Source organism: Variovorax sp. 01T432 (genome assembly GCF_056398605.1).
Map to the genome: position 1 here is coordinate 22,946 of NZ_JBFTPS010000018.1, position 17,896 is coordinate 40,841.

Sequence of the window (17,896 nt, forward strand, 5' to 3'; positions counted from 1 at the left end):
CAAGGTGTTGATGGCTCCCAGTTCCCCCGATAGCGCCGGACAGTCCGGCCCCCGCCCGGCCACTGACGCGCCCCACGCCGACTTCCTGAATGCCTCTTCCCAACTGAGCGCCCCCGGACTTTGGCGCCGGATGGCTTGCTGGCTCTACGAAGGCATGCTCCTTTTTGCCGTCGTGTTCGTCGCCGGCTGGCTGTTCAGCACCCTGGGTCAGATGCGTGATGCAATGGATTCGCGCCGGCACCTGCTGCAAGCTTTCCTGTTCGTCGTCTTCGGCGTCTACTTCGTCTGGTTCTGGTCCAAGGGCCAGACCCTCGCCATGAAGACCTGGGGCATCCGGATCGTCGACCGCCTTGGTCGTCCCCTGACGCAGGGCCGCGCCCTGCTTCGTTACTTGTTGAGCTGGGTCTGGTTCCTGCCGCCGCTCGCCGCCGTGCAGCCTTTCCACCTCGGGGGTGGGGAGGTCGCACTGTTGGTGTTCGGCTGGGTGCTCATCTGGGCGTTGCTCGCGCGATTTCAGCCCGAGCGCCAGTTCTGGCACGACGCCTGGGCGGGTACGCGCCTCATCCCCTCCAAGCCGCTCAGCCGCAGATGAACTCAGACGATTCGGTCAACCCGCAGAAATCGCGGCGGGGCTTGAGCCGTGTCTGGCATGCGGCGCTCATTTCCCTCGATGGATTCCGTGCGGGATGGGGCGAAGCGGCGTTCCGCCAGGAAGTCGCATGCGCGATCGTGATGCTGCCAGCAGCCTTCTGGGTCGGTCGCAGTTGGGTCGAGGTGGCGCTGCTTGGGGCAACAGTGGTCCTGGTGCTGGTCGTGGAACTGCTCAATAGCGGTATCGAGGCCGCCATCGACCGTGTCGGTCCGGAGTGGCATTCGTTCTCGAAGAACGCCAAGGACATGGGCAGCGCTGCCGTGTTGCTTTCCATTCTCCTGTGCGGGACCGTCTGGGCGGCGGCCCTGTGGCAGCGATTCCTCGTCTAGGGGCAACCGGGTCGCGGCATGATGGCGGTATGACTCCTTCTTTTTCCATTTGTGTTTATTGCGGCTCGCGACCTGGCGAGCGCCCGGAGTTCATGGCCATCGCGCAGGCGGTCGGCCGTTGGATCGGCGAACGAGGCGGCCAATTGGTCTACGGCGGCGGCCGCACCGGTCTGATGGGCACCGTCGCCGAAGCGACCCGCATGGCAGGTGGCCGCGTCGTCGGCGTGATCCCCAAGGCCTTGGTCGACAAGGAACTCGCCAACAAACTGAGCGATGAACTCCACATCGTCGACACCATGCACGAACGCAAGGCGATGATGGGCGAACGCGCCGACGCCTTCATCGCCCTGCCCGGCGGCATAGGCACCTTCGAGGAACTGTTCGAAATCTGGACCTGGCGCCAGCTCGGGTACCACGACAAGCCGGTGGGCATCCTGAACGCGGCCGGCTACTACGACGCCATGCTCGCCTTCCTGGCGCACAGCGTGCGTGAAGGCTTCATGGGCGAGTGGCAGATGGCATTGGTGCGCACGGGCGTCGATGCACCCATACTGCTCGAAACACTCGTCGAAGAGGCGCGCCACCACCCCGGAGGCGACAAGCTCGCCGAGGTCCTCTAGGCAGCGGCCGACCATTCTCCGCGAAGTCCGCCGCACGCGGCGGCCAGGCCCGACTAGACAGCCTGCTCGTTCTCTTCGCCTGTGCGGATGCGCACGACACGCTCGACATTCGTGACGAAGATCTTGCCGTCGCCGATCTTCCCCGTGCGCGCCGCGCCTACGATCGCATCGACACAGCGCTCGACATCGGCCTCGTTGACCACCACTTCTACACGCATCTTCGGCAGAAAGTCGACCACGTACTCAGCCCCACGGTAGAGTTCGGTGTGCCCCTTCTGCCTGCCGAAGCCCTTGACTTCGGTCACGGTGAGGCCGGTGACGCCCACCTCGGCCAAGGCCTCGCGCACGTCTTCGAGCTTGAACGGTTTGAGGATGGCAGTGATTTGCTTCATACGGTCTTTCTTCCGGCGGTTTCGTTGAATTTGCTGGTGATAGGGTAGCGCCAATCCTTGCCAAAGCTGCGGTGGGTCACCCTGATGCCCACTGGCGCCTGGCGCCTCTTGTACTCGTTGATCTTGATCAGCCGAGCCACACGCTCGACGACGGCGCGCTCATAGCCCGCCGCAATGATCTCATCGATGCCTTCATCGTCTTCCATGTAGCGTGACAGGATTCCGTCAAGGACGTCGTAAGGCGGGAGACTGTCCTGATCGGTCTGGTCGGGCCGCAATTCGGCGCTTGGCGGGCGCGTGATGATGCGTTCTGGGATCGGCTCGGCGCCGGTGCCGTAGGGGTCGTGCGCGTTGCGCCATCGCGCCAATGCGAAAACCGTGGTCTTCAGGAGATCCTTGATGACCGCGAAACCGCCCGCCATATCCCCGTAGAGCGTGCAATAGCCGGTGGCCATTTCACTCTTGTTGCCGGTGGTCAGCACGATCGAACCGAGCTTGTTGGACAGTGCCATCAGCAGCGTGCCGCGGATTCTGGCCTGGAGGTTTTCCTCAGTGGTGTCCTCCGGCAGTCCCTTGAAGTCCCCGGCCAGCGCGCCCAGGAACGCCTCAAAGGTGGGTTTGATCGAGATCTCGTCGTAGCGCACGCCGAGCCGCCTGGCCATCTCCCGCGCATCGATCCAGCTGATGTCCGCCGTGTAAGGCGAAGGCATCATCACCGCGCGAACCTTGTCGCGGCCCAATGCGTCGACCGCGATGGCCAGCACCAGCGCCGAGTCGATGCCTCCGGAAAGCCCCAGGATGGCCTCCGGAAAGCCGTTCTTCCCGATGTAGTCGCGCACCCCCAGGACCAGTGCGTCCCACAGTTGAGCCTCGTCTACGCGAGGAACGGCCAAGGCGCGCTCGTCATGCGTGAAGCCGATGACACCAGCGGCGCGCTCGAGCTGCGCGAAGACAAGTTCCTCCTTGAAGCTCTCCGATCGCAGCGCTGCCGTCCCGTCCGCCTGCAGCGCGAAGGAGGCGCCATCGAACACCACTTCGTCCTGGCCGCCCACCAGATGCGCATAGACGAGCGGCAGGCTCACGGCCTTGGCCCTTTCGGCCATGCGCGCCACCCGCTCGCCCACCTTGCCGACGTGGTAAGGAGAGGCATTGATCACCGCCAGCACTTCGGCACCGGCCTCTTTCGCGAGCTGCGCCGGCGCATCGAACCAGGCGTCCTCGCAGATCAGTAGACCGACCGCGACGCCGCCCGCCTCGAACACGCAGACGCCCTCTCCGGGCGTGAAGTAGCGGCGCTCGTCGAACACCTGGTAGTTGGGCAATTCGCGCTTCGCATAGGTCTGAAGAATGCGCCCCTCGCCGAGCACGCTCGCCGCGTTGTACCGGAGCTGGACCGCGACCGACCTGCTGCGCAGGCTGCCTCCGGTGGGATGCCCGACCACGACGACCATGCCCGAGAGATCCGCGAGCTCCCGGGCCACCGAAAGGACCGCCTCATCGCAGGCCGCCACGAAGGCGGGCCGAAGAAACAGGTCCTCGGCCGCGTAGCCGCAGATCGAGAGTTCGGGCGTGAGCAGCAGCCGCGCACCCTGCGCGTAGGCATCACGGGCCGCGTCGATGATCCTTCGCGCATTGCCGGCGAGGTCACCGACCACGAAATTCAGTTGCGCGATGGCGAGTTTCAAGGTCATACAGGGCAGAGGGAAGCTTGAATGATTATGTCATTCGCCCTCGGGCGCCATGGCTTGTGCCGGCCTTTCCACGCCGGGCCGCGAGGGCTGTTACCCTCGCCAGGCGATGCGTACAGGTTCTCTTTCCAGCTTCTTCGACTCCGTCATTCCGCGACCCGCCAGCCAGGCCTATCTGCTGCTGGTGTTCACGACACTGGTCTGGGGCGCGAACGCGGTCGCGGCCCGCCTGGCGGTCGGCGAGGTATCGCCGATGATGCTGACTTTCTCGCGCTGGGGTGTCTGCTGCGTTGCGCTGGGCCTCACCTCGCGCCAGCCCATCGCCGAGCACTGGCGCAGCCTGCTGCCCTCGTGGAAGTCCATCGTGCTCATGGGCACGCTCGGATTCACCGGCTTCAACGCCCTCTTCTACGCGGCCGCCCATCACACGACAGCGATCAACATCGCGATCATCCAGGGCACGATTCCGGTGCTGGTTCTTGTCGGCAGCTTCTTCTTCTTTGCCTCTCGCATCAGCAGGCTGCAGGTCCTCGGCGTGGCGTTGACGCTCGCGGGCATCGCCGTCGTGGCCTCGCGCGGGCAGTTGGCGGTGCTGGCGCAGCTCGCATTCAACATCGGCGACGTGTGGATCATCATTGCCTCGGTGCTCTATGCGGGCTATGCGCTCAACTTGCGCAGGCGGCCCGCGGTCCCGGCGATCGTCTTCTTCGCGGCCACGGCTGCGGTGGCCTGCATCGTCTCGCTGCCTCTGCTCGCCGCGGAGATCGCCATGGGCGATTTCCTGATGCCGACCACCACCGGATGGTTGCTGGTGCTGTTCATCGGACTGCTGCCCTCCTTCATTTCACAGCTCACATTTATCCACGCAGTCGCCCTGATCGGCCCCGACCGGGCTGGCGTGTTCCTCAATCTGGTTCCGATCTTCGGGCCGTTGCTGGCCGTCATCGTCCTTGGCGAGCCTCTGTCGGCATACCACGCAGTGGCGCTGGCCCTGGTACTGGGTGGCATCTACATCGCCGAAAACCTCGGCGCCCGCAAGCGTTGACGAGACCCCTCTTGACCCCACCTGTCATTCGCATTCACGACGCGCCGTCGGACATCGACGCGAAGGCCTGGGACGCCCTGCTGGCCTGCCAGGCGGCACCGTCGCCTTTCATGCGCCACGCCTACCTGAACGCGATGCAGGAGAGCGCCAGCGCTTCTCCCGCGAGCGGCTGGACGGCTCGCTTCATCACGCTGTGGCGCGGGAAAGAGCTCATCGCGGCATGCCCGCTCTACGTCAAGGATCATTCCTACGGCGAATACGTCTTCGATTGGGCGTGGGCCAACGCGTACCAGCAGCACGGCCTTGCCTACTACCCGAAGGCGCTGGTCGCGGTGCCCTTCACCCCGGTGCCGGGCACACGCCTTCTTGCGCGCGATGCCGAAAGCCGCGCGACGCTGGTGCGCGCGCTGATCGCGTGGTGCAAGGGGGAAGAACTATCGTCGCTGCATCTGCTGTTTGGCGCGGATGAAGATATTTCAGCGTGCGCGGACGCTGGCCTCATGCTGCGCAACACCGTGCAATTCCACTGGATGAACAGCGGCTGGACGGATTTCGATGCGTTCCTCGCCAGCCTGTCGCACGACAAGCGCAAGAAGATCCGCCAGGAGCGCCGCAAGGTCCACGAATCCGGCGTGAGCTTCCGGTGCTCGCGTGGGTCCGACATCAGCGAGGCCGACTGGGATTTCTTCTATCGCTGCTACGCACGCACCTACCGCGAGCACGGCAACCCGCCTTACCTGAGCCGCGACTTCTTCCGCCGCATGGCAGTCCATATGCCCGAGGCCTGGCTGCTCTTCGTTGCGCAGCGCGAAGGCAGGCCGATCGCGGCCAGCCTCATCGCCCTGTCCGCGGGCCTGACGGGCGCGGACAACTCGGAAAGCCCGCTCGTCGCCTACGGCCGCTATTGGGGCGCGCTCGAGCGCGTGGACTGCCTGCACTTCGAAGCCTGCTACTACCAGCCTCTGCAATGGTGCATCGAGCACGGCGTGCAGCGCTTCGAAGGCGGCGCACAGGGCGAACACAAGATGGCGCGCGCGCTGATGCCGGTCAAGACCACCAGCGCGCACTGGCTGGCCCATCCCGCATTCGCCGACGCGGTGGAGCGCTTCCTGGAGCGTGAGGGAGAGGGCATCGAGAACTACATGGATCATCTCGGCGAGCGCAGCCCCTTCCGCCATTCCGCATGAGCAATCTGATGCAAGGGCATCCGGAACATCGGGTGCCGGCGGCTGCAAGGTAGGCCTAAAGTTTCTGGAATGCCTGCCGATATCCTCAACATGGCAGCCCCAAAACCCTCAGGCGAAGTCTCATGATGTTCTCAGACGAGGGTCTCCTTGCGATCAAGATCGTCGCCGCAACCGCGCCCATGGCGGGTTTCGCCGCAGTGGCGCATGTCCAGGCTCGACGACGCGCCAGGCGGGCTCACGAGATTGCGGCTGCCCTCAGCGCGCCGCGGAGCGTGACCTTCGAGGTGGCGAAGTCCGAAACCCAGGCGCGCGGATCCGTCCATTTCGAGCTCACGCCGCATTTGTGCTCATGCCTCAGCGCGGCCGGAAGCGCGTCCTTGCGCGGCATGCGCTCGCCGGACGCGGTCATGATGGCCATGGAGATCGAGGCCACCTGGACAAGCAGAGGCGAAGCGGTCATCGACGATGACCGCTTTCAAAAGACCCGCTTGTTCGCGACGCGGGAACTGGTCGTGATCCGTTCGACGTTCCCGGCGCGCGAAAGCGTCGAGGTGCCGTTGCGGTCCCTGCTCGAAGCGCACCGGGCCACGCTGGAAGGAGAGCCGCTCTATTGCACCGCGGACGGCGAGATCCAGGCCGCGGTGACGCGCACCCTGCGCGTCAGCCCCCAGCAGGCAAGGAAGGAGTTCTACTGGGTGCGCGCGGACTGGTCATCGGACGGAGAACGAAAGGCTGCCGGCAAGAAGTAGGCGGCAGCGCTCCTTACTTCTTGAAGTTGGCGATACCGTCCAGGATTTCCTTCTTGGCGGCATCGATCCCTTCCCAGCCCAGCACCTTGACCCACTTGCCGGCCTCCAGATCCTTGTAGTGCTCGAAGAAATGCGTGATGGCTTTCAGGCGCATCGGGTTCACGTCCTCCACCTTCTTCCAGTGGCTGTAGATCGGCAGCACCTTGTCGGTCGGCACGGCCAGCACCTTGCCATCGACGCCGGCTTCATCCTCCATCATGAGGATGCCGATCGGCCGGCACGGCACGACCACGCCCGGCACCAGCGCCCACGGTGTGATCACCAGCACATCGACCGGGTCGCCATCGCCCGACAGCGTCTGTGGCACATAGCCATAGTTGGTCGGATAGTGCATCGCGGTCGTCATGAAGCGGTCGACGAAGATCGCGCCCGACTCCTTGTCGACTTCGTACTTGATCGGGTCGGCGTTCATCGGAATCTCGATGACGACGTTGAAGGCTTCGGGAGCGTCTTTTCCGGGGGAAACTTGGCCGAGGGACATGGTGGGTCTTGAGTGGTTTGAAAGTCTTGGCGGGATGAGGACAAACCCGAAGTTTACTTTCCGTGTCACGGTACGGTCGCACGAAACGCGCCTTTTGCCTGTAAATTGGCCGCGTTGGCCAATCGGCCCCTGCTTTTCTTTCAAGGCGAGGGGCTTCGAGGAAGCAACGCGGCGGAAGCACTGACCCGTACGCGTTGCGCGCAGGGGCCCGTGCTTTCGTCTCCACAAGTCAAAACGAACTGAATGGAGAAGCAAGGCATGACTGGCAACACCCCTCTCGTCCTCGCCATAGTCTGCGGCCTCATCGCCGTGGGATATGGGGCCTGGGCGCGCAGTTGGATTCTTTCGAAAGACCCGGGCAATGCCCGAATGCAGGAGATCGCGGCCGCGATCCAGACCGGCGCCGCGGCCTATCTCGCGAAGCAGTACCGCACCATCGCCATCGTCGGCGTCGTGCTCGCAATTCTGATCGGACTCTTCCTCGACGCGACCACGGCCGTCGGCTTCGTGGTGGGGGCGGTGCTCTCGGGCGCCTGCGGCTTCATCGGCATGAACGTCTCGGTGCGCGCCAACGTGCGCACCGCGCAGGCCGCCACGCAAGGCATCGGGCCGGCACTCGACGTCGCCTTTCGCGGCGGCGCCATCACCGGCATGCTGGTGGTGGGGCTGGGCCTGCTCGGGGTCTCGGTCTTCTACTGGTTCCTGGTTGGCAACGGCAACCTCACGCCGGACAAGAGCCTCGCCACCCTCCTCAACCCGCTGATCGGTTTCGCCTTCGGCTCCTCGCTGATCTCGATCTTCGCGCGGCTGGGCGGCGGCATCTTCACCAAGGGCGCCGACGTCGGCGCCGACCTGGTGGGAAAGGTCGAGGCCGGAATTCCGGAGGATGACCCCCGCAATCCGGCGGTAATCGCCGACAACGTGGGCGACAACGTGGGCGACTGCGCCGGCATGGCGGCCGACTTGTTCGAGACCTACGCCGTGACGCTCATCGCGACCATGGTGCTGGGCGCGCTGATGGTGAGCGCCGCGCCGGTCAACGCGGTGCTCTACCCGCTGGCGCTGGGCGCGGTGTCGATCATCGCGTCCATCATCGGCTGCTTCTTTGTCAAGGCCTCGCCGGGCATGGTCAACGTGATGCCGGCGCTCTACAAGGGCCTCGCGGTGGCGGGCATCCTGTCGCTGATCGCGTTCTGGTTCGTCACGCAGTGGCTCATCCCCGACAACGCGATCGCCGCCACCGGCAGCCAGCTGAAGCTCTTCGGTGCCTGTTTCGTTGGCCTTGCACTGACCGCGGCACTGGTGTGGATCACCGAGTTCTATACCGGCACGCAGTATTCGCCGGTGCGGCACATCGCACAGGCATCGACCACCGGTCACGGCACCAACATCATCGCGGGCCTGGGCGTTTCCATGCGCTCCACCGCCGGGCCCGTGATCTGCGTCTGCATCGCGATCCTGGCTTCGTACACGCTGGCGGGCCTCTACGGCATCGCGGTGGCCGCCACGGCCATGTTGAGCATGGCGGGCATCGTCGTCGCGCTCGATGCCTATGGCCCCATCACCGACAACGCCGGCGGCATCGCCGAGATGTCGGACCTGCCGGCCAGCGTGCGCGCCGTCACCGACCCTCTGGACGCCGTGGGCAACACCACCAAGGCGGTGACCAAGGGCTATGCCATCGGTTCTGCCGGACTCGCGGCGCTGGTCCTCTTCGCCGACTACACCCACAAGCTGGAGAGCTTCGGCCTGGCCATCAGCTTCAACCTGAGCGACCCGATGGTGATCGTGGGCCTCTTCATCGGAGGCCTGATCCCCTACCTCTTCGGTGCCATGGCGATGGAGGCTGTGGGCCGCGCGGCCGGGTCGGTGGTCGAGGAGGTGCGGCGCCAGTTCCGCGAGATCCCAGGCATCATGGAAGGTACCGGCAAGCCCGAGTACGGTCGTGCCGTGAGCATGCTGACCGGCGCGGCGATCAAGGAAATGATGATTCCCTCGCTGCTGCCAGTGGTGGTTCCAATCCTGGTCGGCCTGTTGCTGGGCCCCAAGGCGCTCGGCGGCCTGTTGATGGGCACGATCGTCACCGGTCTCTTCGTGGCGATCTCCATGTGCACCGGCGGCGGCGCCTGGGACAACGCCAAGAAGTACATCGAGGACGGCCACCACGGCGGCAAGGGCTCGGAGGCGCACAAGGCGGCCGTCACCGGCGATACCGTCGGCGACCCCTACAAGGACACGGCCGGCCCCGCCGTGAACCCGTTGATCAAGATCATCAACATCGTGGCGCTGCTCATCGTGCCGCTGGTGGTCAAGTTCCACTCGGGCGATGCGGGCGCCATGGCGGCGCCGGCCGTGGCACCCGCGGCTGTGAGCGCTCCTGCAAGGGCTGCGCCGGTCGCTCCGGCAGCTTCGGACAGCACGGACACCTCGACCAAGAGTGCGAACGGCGCGGTCAAGTGAATTGCTCAGCAATGAGCGCGCCGAATCCCGGTCGGGGTCGACCGCGACCGTGATTCACGGCGACTCGACACCGCGGACTCCGACTCGCGAGCGCGCACGCGCTCGCTGAATGTCAGTGCATTGGACGGCACGAAGCCCGCCCAGTGGAATTGCCTTATTGATTTCTACAAGGAGCGCAATTGATTCGGCATTCGCAAGTGCCGCCTCAATTCGTCAATATCCGATGCCAGGCGGTGATTGTCCCAGCCGATTCTCCAGAAGCGGCAGGAACGTCACGGCGCGGAGACAGGGCTCGCGAACGCCGTGGCGTGCCGCTCGACATTTGACTGAAAACGTGAACGAAGTCCCACCGGCGTTGCGACGCAGCCACATCCGGCGCTATCGCGCCTGCGATCAGCGCATCGAGGCGGTGCGCCGATACACGCTCAGTTCAGGCCGATGCCGCGACCGGGCAGCGCACCCTGCTCGCTGCGCAGCGGCACGCCCTGCAGCGTGTCGAAGTCGGATGGCGCATCCGGTATGCGAACGGCTTCCTCGGGAGCCCGCGGGACGTCCATCTCATGCAGCGATGCCACCCAGCGGCCGGAGGCCGAATCGGCCGGTTCGTCGTTGGTGAAGATGCCGTCGCGGATGTAGAAGGTCTCTCCAGCGGGGCGCTCCAGGTGCAACTCGATCAGGCGCCCGATCGGAAATGTGTAGGTGACCAGTTTTTCCTTGGTCTTCTTGTCCCTTCCGCCGCAGTTGAAGTAGCCCTCGGAAGCGATCACGATGCAGGAGCCCTCGACCTGGCTGTCCAGATCGCCGCCGCAGCGCCATGTGGCGGTAGGCAGACGCACGCGGACCTTGTCGATGACAAGATCGCGCTGCTTGTTCAGCGTGTTGAGAGGTGGGACGAGCGATCGCAGTTGCCGCAGCCGTTCGGCAAAGTTGTCATCCATGGTGAATTCGACATGGTGCGTCGCGCCGCCGGAGCGCTTGACCACCTGCATGATGACGTGACGGGGTTGACTCACAGGGCCCATCCTTTCGCGTGCAACGAACGCAGCCCCAACCGATGGAAGGCAATAGATTGAGTCGGGATCATTTAATTCGACCGTAATTAGAACTTTGGTATTGAGCAAGTATCTGCGTCAATTGTGTCTAACTGTAGATCGAATTCGGAGCCTTTGATAGCAGGTTCAAAGTACTCACTTGGCCCTCCGCGAGGACCTTCAGCGCGGCTTCAGCGGCGAATCAGGAATCCACCAATTCGTCGAGCGCCTTGCACGAGGGCGCACAGACCGTCTGCGACTTTCCGAGCAGCTGCCGCGTCCGCATCTGCGAGCGCACACGGTGCTTGCCGCACATGAAGCAGGACATCGTCGCGCCGCTGAAGGACGCGGAGGCGCGGAAGGGCGAGCCCGGCGCCTTCGCCTTGTAGCGCAGGCCGTCGGCGACGACGGCGGTCTTGACTTCACTCTTGCTCATTGGCGGCGTCCGGGGTGGCAGGGCGCATGGCGCGCTCGATCGCCTTCTTGGCCGCGATCTCGGCAGAAAGCGAAGTGTCCAGCGCGGTGCGGCACAGACCCGCGTGCTGGTAGTTCAGGTTTTCGTACACCTCAGAGGCCGCCGGATAAGCATCCAGCAGCTGGCCGAGCTGCGCGCCCTGCTCCACGTCGCGGAATTCCTCCACGAGGTGCATCACGACCGAACGGTATTGCTCGGCGCCCACTGGGACGGCGCTGTGTTCGAGCCGCTCGAGGAGCTGCGCGAGCACGTGCGTCACTGCCAGGTCGGTCTTGGGTACCGAAGTCTTGGTTTCGTTCATGGCTTCCATCTGGGGCATCGTCGCAGAAAAACAAGTGTAGGCGACCGCCTCCTTTCGCCAACTCAGACAGACCCCTGTCTTATCCGCGACACTAAAGCAGCATTTCGGGAAAGATCGGCGCGATCAACGCGTTGTAGAAGCGCTGGAAGAAGCTCGCCTCGGGCTCGGAGGTCAGGATCATCTCCTTCTCGCCATCGTTGGTCAGCCATTGCAGCCTGTCGGTCTCCTTGTCCAGCCGCAGCCGGTACGAATTCTGGACCTTGCTGACATTGATCACGCGCAGCATCTCGCGCGCCAGCTGCGGGCTGTCGACCACCACGCCCATCTCGGTGTTCTGCGTCGCCGAGCGCGGGTCGAGGTTCATCGAGCCGATGAAGATGCGGCGCCTGTCGATGGCGGCGGTCTTGGCGTGCAGGCGCCCGAGCGACTTGCCGAAACTGCCGAAGCGCTGGCTGGCCGTGGTGCGCTCCGGGCTCAGCTCATAGAGGTCCGCGCCGCTGGCGAGCAGCCGGTGCCGGTAGCGCGCATAGCCGGCGTGCACCAGGGGCTCGTCATTGGCGGCCAGCGAATTGGTCAGGAGCGTCAGCTTGACCTTGCGCCTGGCGAGATCCTCGAAGGCCTCCATGCCCCGCTCGCCCGGCACGAGGTAGGGCGAGGTCATGTCCACCTCGGTCTTTGCATCGAGCAACAGGCCCCACACTTTCATTGTCACGCTGGTGGCCAGGGCTTCCTCCGGCGTCATGTACATGGGCTTGCTCGGCGGATCGGCAATGGCCTGTGCCTCACCCCATAGAAGGCCCATCTCGCCGCCATCGAGTTCCTCGGCGATCGGGCCATAGCCCAGGATGTCGACCGACGGAAGATTGATCGTTGGCGCCGGCGCGGTCATGCCGATCCAGTTGTCGAAATCCTGGGCCGTGGGTCTGCGCCCGCCCTCGCCTTGCACGATGTCCGCGATCGGCCAGGCTTCCTCGCTGTTCCAGTAACTGTCGAAGATCGACTCGAGACGCGGAACCACCTTGCCGACCACGACCGCATCCATATCGATGAAGTTCTGCGCCTGGCTCAGTACGAAGTACTCGTCGGCGATGTTGCGCCCGCCGACCACTGCCATCACGCCGTCGGCGATGAACAGCTTGTTGTGCATGCGGTGGTTGAGCCGACCGATCTCCTGCGGCGAGGCGAGGAAACGCGAGATGAAGCCGTTGCGCCCGCAGCAGAAGGGATTGAAGAGGCGTACCTCCACGTTGGGAACCTCGGACAGCGCGAGCAGCGCCTGCTGGCTTTTCGCGGTGTAGAGATCGTCCACGAGCACGCGCACCTTCACGCCGCGGCCCGCGGCCTCGCGCAATGCGCGCATCAGCAGGCGCCCGGTCGCGTCGTTCTCGAACTGGTAGTACTGGACGACCAGCGATTGCTTCGCGCGCTGCGCGAGCTGGACGCGCGCGTCCAGCGAATAGACGCCCAGCGGCATCAGCCGGAAACCCGAATGTTCTCCGGGCGGCGTCGACGCGGCGACGATCTTCGCGAGCGGCGTGGAGGGATCCGGTGCTGCCGCATGCTCGGCCGGACGCTCGCGAGCCGGCGGCAGCGAGCCGCAGGCGCCCAGCAGGACGGCCAACGCGACCAGCAGCGCGGCGCGCAGCCAACGGGTCCATGCGGTGCTCATGCTCTACTCCTGTTCATTGGCGTTGGTACGTCCGAAAGACCGCGCCGGTTTCAGGACGGCGCGGCGCGGGCCCCGGTTCTAGAATTCGAATCGTCTCACCCTGGAGTTGCATCATGATGCTCCCGTTCGCCTCTCGCCTGACTCCATTTGCCTGTGCCGCCTTCCTTGCACTCGTCGCCCCGCCGGCGCTCGCCGCGTTGGACATCGGCGACGCCGTGCCCAGATTCGTCGCCGATGCCGCCCTCGGCGGCAAGGTCTTCAAGTACTCGCTCGCCGACGCCCTCGCCAAGGGCCCCGTGGTCGTGTACTTCTTTCCCGCGGCCGACAGCAGCGACTGCTCCATCGAGGCCCATGCCTTTGCCGAAGCCATCGACAGCTTCACCACCCTGGGCGCCAGCGTGATCGGCGTTTCGGCGGACGACATCGACACCCTCACCAAGTTCTCGGTCAAATCCTGCCAGAGCCGCTTCCCGGTGGCTTCAGATGAAACGAAGACGGTGATCAACGGTTTCGACGCGCTGATGCAGACGCGGCCCGATTTTGCCAACCGCCTGTCCTACGTGATCTCGCCCAACGGCAGGGTCGCCTACTACTATCAGAACCTGAATCCGGACAAGCACGTGGAGCGCATGCTGAACGCGATCCGCGCGTTGCCCAAGGCCACCGCATCCCGCTGACCGCGTGCGTTGCGACGCCAGGGAATCAATGAAAGTCTTCATCGCCGGTTTTCAGCACGAGACCAACACCTTCGCCCCCACCAAGGCCGACTGGGCCGCATTCCACCTGGGCGAAAGCTACCCACCCTATCGGCGCGGGCCGGACATCATCGACGCCTATGCCGGCCAGAACATCCCCATCGGCGGGTTCATCGACGCGGCGCGCGAACGCGGCTGGGAACTGGTGCCCTCCGCGTGGGCCGGGGCCACACCCTCGGCCCATGTGACCGAGGACGCCTTCGAACGCATCTGCGCCGCGATCACCGAAGACCTGGCCCATGCGCTCGCCGCGGGCGGCCTCGGTGCCGTCTACCTCGACCTGCACGGCGCGGCAGTCACCGAACACCTGGACGACCCCGAGGGCGAACTCCTCGCCCGCATCCGGGCGATGGTCGGTCCGGCGGTGCCCATCGTCGCCAGCCTCGACCTGCACGGCAACATCACGCAGCGCATGCTGGCCGAGGCCGATGCGCTGGTGGCCTTTCGCACCTACCCGCACGTGGACACCGCCGACACCGGCAGGCGCGCGGCCGGCTTGCTGGCGCGCCGCCTGGCACGCGGGTCACGTGAGCCATTGCATGTGCGGCGCCTGGCGTTCCTGCTGCCGCTCAATGTGCAGTCCACCATGACCGAACCCGGCGCCTCGGTCTACCGGTTGCTGCGCGATCTCGACGCGAAACATGGCGCGGTGCTGAGCTTCACCACCGGATTTCCGGCGGCCGACATCGCGGAGTGCGGGCCGGTGGTCTGGGGCTATGGCGACGACGCCGAGGCCGCGGTCGCGGCGCTGTTCGCGCGCATCGACCAGCCTCGCGCGCAATGGCGCCTCGACCTGCTCCTGCCTCGCGCCGCCGTGGCCCAGGCGCTGTCGCTCGCCGAGGGCGCGGACAAGCCCGTGGTCATCGCCGACACGCAGGACAACCCCGGCGCGGGCGCCGACAGCAACACCTCCGGCATGCTGCACGCGCTGCTCGCCGAGCGCGCGGGCGTCCGATATCCCGGACGCGTGGCCCTGGGCCTCATGTACGACCCCGCCGCGGCCGCCGCCGCCCACGCGGCCGGTGTCGGCGGCCGCATCGAGATTTCGCTCGGCACCGAGGTGCCCACCTGGGGCGGGCAGCGCAGCGACGCGCCGGTCAAGGGCCAGTTCACCGTGCGCGCGCTCAGCGACGGCGTGGTCGCGCTCAAGGGGCCGATGACGTACGGCAGCGATGTATCCGTCGGCCCCAGCGCCTGCCTCGAAATCGAAGGCGTGCTCATTGCCGTTGCCAGCGGAAAGAGCCAGATGCTGGACCGCGAACTGTTCCGCTTCCTGGGCATCGAGCCCGAGGCCATGAAGGTGCTGGTCAACAAGAGCTCCGTGCATTTCCGTGCCGACTTCGCACCGATCGCCAGCCGGATCCTGATCGCCAAGGCGCCCGGTCCGATGGCCGCCGACCCGTCGGACCTGCCGTGGACGCGGCTGCCCGCGACGATGGCGCTGCGCCCCTGATTCCCCCAACCCCAAGAACCATGCCCAAGAGCGCACAGCACTATCTCGCCTACATGAAGAAGCACGCCGCCGAATTCGTGACCGTGCGACAGCAGATCCATCGGAACCCCGAGCTGGGTTTCGAGGAATTCGGCACCAGCGACCTGGTGGCCGAGCGCCTCACCGCCTGGGGCTATGAAGTCGAGCGCGGGCTCGGCGTCACCGGGCTTGTCGGGCGCCTGCGCCGCGGCAGCGGCACCCGCGCCATCGGCATCCGCGCCGACATGGACGCCCTGCCGATCGACGAGAAACCCGGCCTCGCCTACCGCAGCGGACGCCCCGGCATCATGCATGCCTGCGGGCACGACGGCCACACCGCCATGCTGCTCGGCGCGGCCAGGTACCTGGCCGAACAAGCTACGCGATGCACAACATGCCCGGACAGCCGCAGGGCCAACTGACCTTCCGCGACGGCGCGGCCATGGCCTCGTCCGACTACGCCACCGTCACGTTGACCGGCACCGGCGGCCATGGCGCCATGCCCCACCGCGCGGCCGACCCGATCGTGGCGGCCTCCAGCATCGTCCTCGCGCTGCAGACCATCGTGTCGCGCAATGCCGACCCACAGGAGATGGCCATCGTCACCGTCGGCGCCATCCACTCGGGCAAGGCCAACAACGTGATCCCGGAAACCGCCGTGATGGAAATCAGCGTCCGCTCGCTCAACCGCGACATGCGCGCGCTGCTGGAGAAGCGGCTCAAGGCCATCGTCACGGCGCAGGCCGAAAGCTTCGGCGTGCGGGCGGACATCGACTACCGCAAAGGCTATGCGGTGCTGGTCAACACGCCGGAGGAAACCGAGTTTGCGCGCCGCATCGCCTGCGAGCTCGTCGGCCCCGACCACGTCGTGCCACAAGGCGCCGCCGTCACGGGCAGCGAGGACTTCGCCTTCATGCTGGAGAAGCGGCCCGGCTGCTCTCTTCATCGGCAATGGCGCGCCGGGTTCGCACGGCGCCTGCGGCGTCCACAACCCCGGTTACGATTTCAACGACAGCAACCTGCCCATCGGCGCGGCCTACTGGGCCTGCCTGGCAGAGAACTACCTTCTCTGAGACCTCCTCCATGCAACTCAACTACATCGGCAACCAAGCCATTGCCTCCGCGTCCGGCCGTACCCTGCCCGTCATCGACCCCTCCGACGGCCAGCCCTTCGACGAACTGCAGCGCAGCAATGCCGCCGACATCGACGCGGCCGTGCGCGCCGCACGCCACTGCTTCGAGACCACATGCCAGAAGCTCAGCGCGGCCGACCGCAGCCGCCTGCTCTACAAGCTCTCGCTGAAGATTGCCGAGCATGTGGACGAACTGACGCTCATCGAGCAACGCGACTGCGGCAAGCCCGTCAAGCAGGCGCGCGCGGACGCACTGGCGCTGGTGCGCTACTTCGAGTTCTACGCCGGCGCCTGCGACAAGCTGCACGGCGAGACCATTCCCTACCAGGACGGCTACAGCGTCTTCACCTGGCGCGAGCCGCACGGCGTCACCGGCCACATCATCCCGTGGAACTACCCGATGCAGATCTTCGGGCGCAGCGTGGGCGGCGCGCTGGCCGCGGGCAACGTCTGCGTGGTCAAGCCTTCCGAAGACGCCTGCCTCTCGCTGATCCGCGTCGCGCAGCTGGCCGCCGAAGTGGGCTTCCCGCCCGGCGCGCTCAACATCGTGACCGGCTATGGGCATGAGGTCGGCGACGCGCTGGCGCGCCATGGCGGCATCGACCACATCAGCTTCACCGGCAGCCCCAAGGTCGGCACACTGATCCAGCAGGTCGCGGCCGAGCGGCATTGCCCGGTCACGCTGGAACTCGGCGGCAAGAGCCCGCAGATCATCTTCGCCGACGCCGACCTGGACGCCGCCATCCCCGTGATCATCAACGCGATCGTGCAGAACGCCGGCCAGACCTGCTCGGCCGGCTCGCGCGTACTGATCGACAAGACCATCTACGAGCCACTGCTCGAACGCCTCGGCCACGCCTTCGGCGCCCTGCGCGTCGGCCCGGCGGCCATGGACCTGGACGTCGGGCCGCTGATCCGGCAGACGCAGCAGCAGCGCGTGTGGGACTTTCTCTCCGACGCGCAGGTGGCGGGCATCCCGATGGTCGCGCAAGGCGTGGTGGTCGACGAGGCGCCCGAAACGGGCTTCTACCAGGCACCCACGCTGCTGCGTGACGTGCCGGTCGATCACCGGCTCGCACAGGAGGAAGTCTTCGGCCCCGTGCTGGCCGCCATGTCCTTTCGCGACGAGGACGAAGCCGTGGCGCTCGCCAACGCGACGCAGTTCGGCCTGGTTGCGGGCGTCTGGACGCAGAACGGCGCGCGCCAGTTCCGCATGGCCAGGCGCGTGCGCAGCGGCCAGGTCTTCATCAACAACTACGGTGCGGGCGGCGGCGTGGAGCTGCCTTTCGGCGGCGTGAAGTCCTCGGGCTATGGGCGCGAGAAGGGCTTCGAGGCGCTCTATGGCTTCACGACACTGAAGACCGTGGCCGTGCGCCACGGCTGAGCGGCGCGGCGCGG

The 17,896-nt window shown here is 65.8% G+C and carries 18 protein-coding genes and 1 pseudogene; 11 read left to right on the plus strand and 8 right to left on the minus strand.

The window, feature by feature from the left end; translation table 11 throughout:
* Nucleotides 1-10 precede the first annotated feature (10 nt).
* From AC1DNF_RS15625 to AC1DNF_RS15635, 3 genes are read left to right on the plus strand one after another with little or no spacing between them, the layout of a single operon-like run.
* The gene (locus tag AC1DNF_RS15625; protein ID WP_478149519.1) at nucleotides 11-592 is read left to right on the plus strand and encodes an RDD family protein; all 582 of its coding nucleotides are present in this window, start codon (nucleotides 11-13) and stop codon (nucleotides 590-592) included.
* Nucleotides 589-981, plus strand: coding sequence for a diacylglycerol kinase (locus AC1DNF_RS15630; protein ID WP_478149520.1), 393 nt, complete (start codon nucleotides 589-591; stop codon nucleotides 979-981). The genes AC1DNF_RS15625 and AC1DNF_RS15630 overlap by 4 nt, the downstream gene beginning before the upstream one ends.
* 29 nt (nucleotides 982-1,010) lie before the next feature.
* Nucleotides 1,011-1,601 (plus strand): LOG family protein, encoded by a 591-nt coding sequence (locus tag AC1DNF_RS15635; protein WP_478149521.1) that lies wholly within the window; start codon nucleotides 1,011-1,013, stop codon nucleotides 1,599-1,601.
* A gap of 53 nt (nucleotides 1,602-1,654) precedes the next feature.
* On the opposite strand, the gene AC1DNF_RS15640 is transcribed toward AC1DNF_RS15635, so the two are convergent.
* Complete coding sequence (locus AC1DNF_RS15640; protein WP_478149522.1) at nucleotides 1,655-1,993, minus strand: P-II family nitrogen regulator; 339 nt, start codon at nucleotides 1,991-1,993, stop codon at nucleotides 1,655-1,657.
* Nucleotides 1,990-3,684 carry an NAD+ synthase gene (locus AC1DNF_RS15645; RefSeq protein WP_478149523.1) on the minus strand — a complete coding sequence of 565 codons (1,695 nt, stop codon included), beginning with the start codon at nucleotides 3,682-3,684 and terminating at the stop codon, nucleotides 1,990-1,992. The genes AC1DNF_RS15640 and AC1DNF_RS15645 overlap by 4 nt, the downstream gene beginning before the upstream one ends.
* Before the next feature lie 106 nt (nucleotides 3,685-3,790).
* Here AC1DNF_RS15645 and AC1DNF_RS15650 point away from each other — a divergent pair, with 106 nt between their 5' ends.
* Nucleotides 3,791-4,726 carry a DMT family transporter gene (locus AC1DNF_RS15650; protein WP_478149524.1) on the plus strand — a complete coding sequence of 312 codons (936 nt, stop codon included), beginning with the start codon at nucleotides 3,791-3,793 and terminating at the stop codon, nucleotides 4,724-4,726.
* An 11-nt stretch (nucleotides 4,727-4,737) separates the two neighbouring features.
* On the plus strand, nucleotides 4,738-5,913 hold the full coding sequence (locus AC1DNF_RS15655; protein ID WP_478149525.1) for a GNAT family N-acetyltransferase: 1,176 nt from the start codon (nucleotides 4,738-4,740) through the stop codon (nucleotides 5,911-5,913).
* A 235-nt stretch (nucleotides 5,914-6,148) separates the two neighbouring features.
* Here AC1DNF_RS15655 and AC1DNF_RS15660 read toward each other — a convergent pair whose 3' ends face one another.
* A complete protein-coding gene (locus AC1DNF_RS15660) occupies nucleotides 6,149-6,331 on the minus strand; it encodes a hypothetical protein (RefSeq protein WP_478149526.1) in 183 nt (60 codons plus the stop codon).
* Between AC1DNF_RS15660 and AC1DNF_RS15665 the strand changes: the two genes are divergently transcribed.
* Nucleotides 6,330-6,662 (plus strand): hypothetical protein, encoded by a 333-nt coding sequence (locus tag AC1DNF_RS15665; protein ID WP_478149527.1) that lies wholly within the window; start codon nucleotides 6,330-6,332, stop codon nucleotides 6,660-6,662. The genes AC1DNF_RS15660 and AC1DNF_RS15665 overlap by 2 nt on opposite strands.
* 13 nt (nucleotides 6,663-6,675) lie before the next feature.
* On the opposite strand, the gene ppa is transcribed toward AC1DNF_RS15665, so the two are convergent.
* Nucleotides 6,676-7,203, minus strand: a complete 528-nt coding sequence (ppa, locus tag AC1DNF_RS15670) for an inorganic diphosphatase (RefSeq protein WP_162567842.1) — start codon at nucleotides 7,201-7,203, stop codon at nucleotides 6,676-6,678.
* Nucleotides 7,204-7,461: 258 nt separating this feature from the next.
* Between ppa and AC1DNF_RS15675 the strand changes: the two genes are divergently transcribed.
* Nucleotides 7,462-9,663 (plus strand): sodium-translocating pyrophosphatase, encoded by a 2,202-nt coding sequence (locus AC1DNF_RS15675; RefSeq protein WP_478149528.1) that lies wholly within the window; start codon nucleotides 7,462-7,464, stop codon nucleotides 9,661-9,663.
* A 425-nt stretch (nucleotides 9,664-10,088) separates the two neighbouring features.
* Here AC1DNF_RS15675 and AC1DNF_RS15680 read toward each other — a convergent pair whose 3' ends face one another.
* The 4 genes from AC1DNF_RS15680 to AC1DNF_RS15695 all read right to left on the minus strand — a co-directional run bounded on the left by AC1DNF_RS15680 (nucleotide 10,089) and on the right by AC1DNF_RS15695 (nucleotide 13,139).
* Complete coding sequence (locus AC1DNF_RS15680; RefSeq protein WP_478149529.1) at nucleotides 10,089-10,676, minus strand: hypothetical protein; 588 nt, start codon at nucleotides 10,674-10,676, stop codon at nucleotides 10,089-10,091.
* Nucleotides 10,677-10,896: 220 nt separating this feature from the next.
* Entirely contained in the window at nucleotides 10,897-11,130 is a 234-nt protein-coding gene (locus AC1DNF_RS15685) for a hypothetical protein (protein WP_478149530.1), read from the minus strand.
* Nucleotides 11,117-11,479 carry a hypothetical protein gene (locus AC1DNF_RS15690; protein WP_478149531.1) on the minus strand — a complete coding sequence of 121 codons (363 nt, stop codon included), beginning with the start codon at nucleotides 11,477-11,479 and terminating at the stop codon, nucleotides 11,117-11,119. The genes AC1DNF_RS15685 and AC1DNF_RS15690 overlap by 14 nt, the downstream gene beginning before the upstream one ends.
* An 82-nt stretch (nucleotides 11,480-11,561) precedes the next feature.
* A complete protein-coding gene (locus AC1DNF_RS15695) occupies nucleotides 11,562-13,139 on the minus strand; it encodes a phospholipase D-like domain-containing protein (RefSeq protein ID WP_478149532.1) in 1,578 nt (525 codons plus the stop codon).
* A gap of 113 nt (nucleotides 13,140-13,252) precedes the next feature.
* On the opposite strand from AC1DNF_RS15695, the gene AC1DNF_RS15700 reads away from it, so the two are divergent.
* From AC1DNF_RS15700 to AC1DNF_RS15715, 4 genes and pseudogenes are all read left to right on the plus strand, one after another.
* Nucleotides 13,253-13,816 carry a peroxiredoxin gene (locus AC1DNF_RS15700; RefSeq protein WP_478149533.1) on the plus strand — a complete coding sequence of 188 codons (564 nt, stop codon included), beginning with the start codon at nucleotides 13,253-13,255 and terminating at the stop codon, nucleotides 13,814-13,816.
* 28 nt (nucleotides 13,817-13,844) lie between these two features.
* Nucleotides 13,845-15,347, plus strand: coding sequence for a M81 family metallopeptidase (locus tag AC1DNF_RS15705; RefSeq protein ID WP_478149534.1), 1,503 nt, complete (start codon nucleotides 13,845-13,847; stop codon nucleotides 15,345-15,347).
* A 20-nt stretch (nucleotides 15,348-15,367) separates the two neighbouring features.
* Nucleotides 15,368-16,438, plus strand: a pseudogene (locus AC1DNF_RS15710) (amidohydrolase).
* A gap of 10 nt (nucleotides 16,439-16,448) precedes the next feature.
* The gene (locus AC1DNF_RS15715; RefSeq protein ID WP_478149535.1) at nucleotides 16,449-17,882 is read left to right on the plus strand and encodes an aldehyde dehydrogenase family protein; all 1,434 of its coding nucleotides are present in this window, start codon (nucleotides 16,449-16,451) and stop codon (nucleotides 17,880-17,882) included.
* The last annotated feature ends 14 nt before the right edge of the window (nucleotides 17,883-17,896 follow it).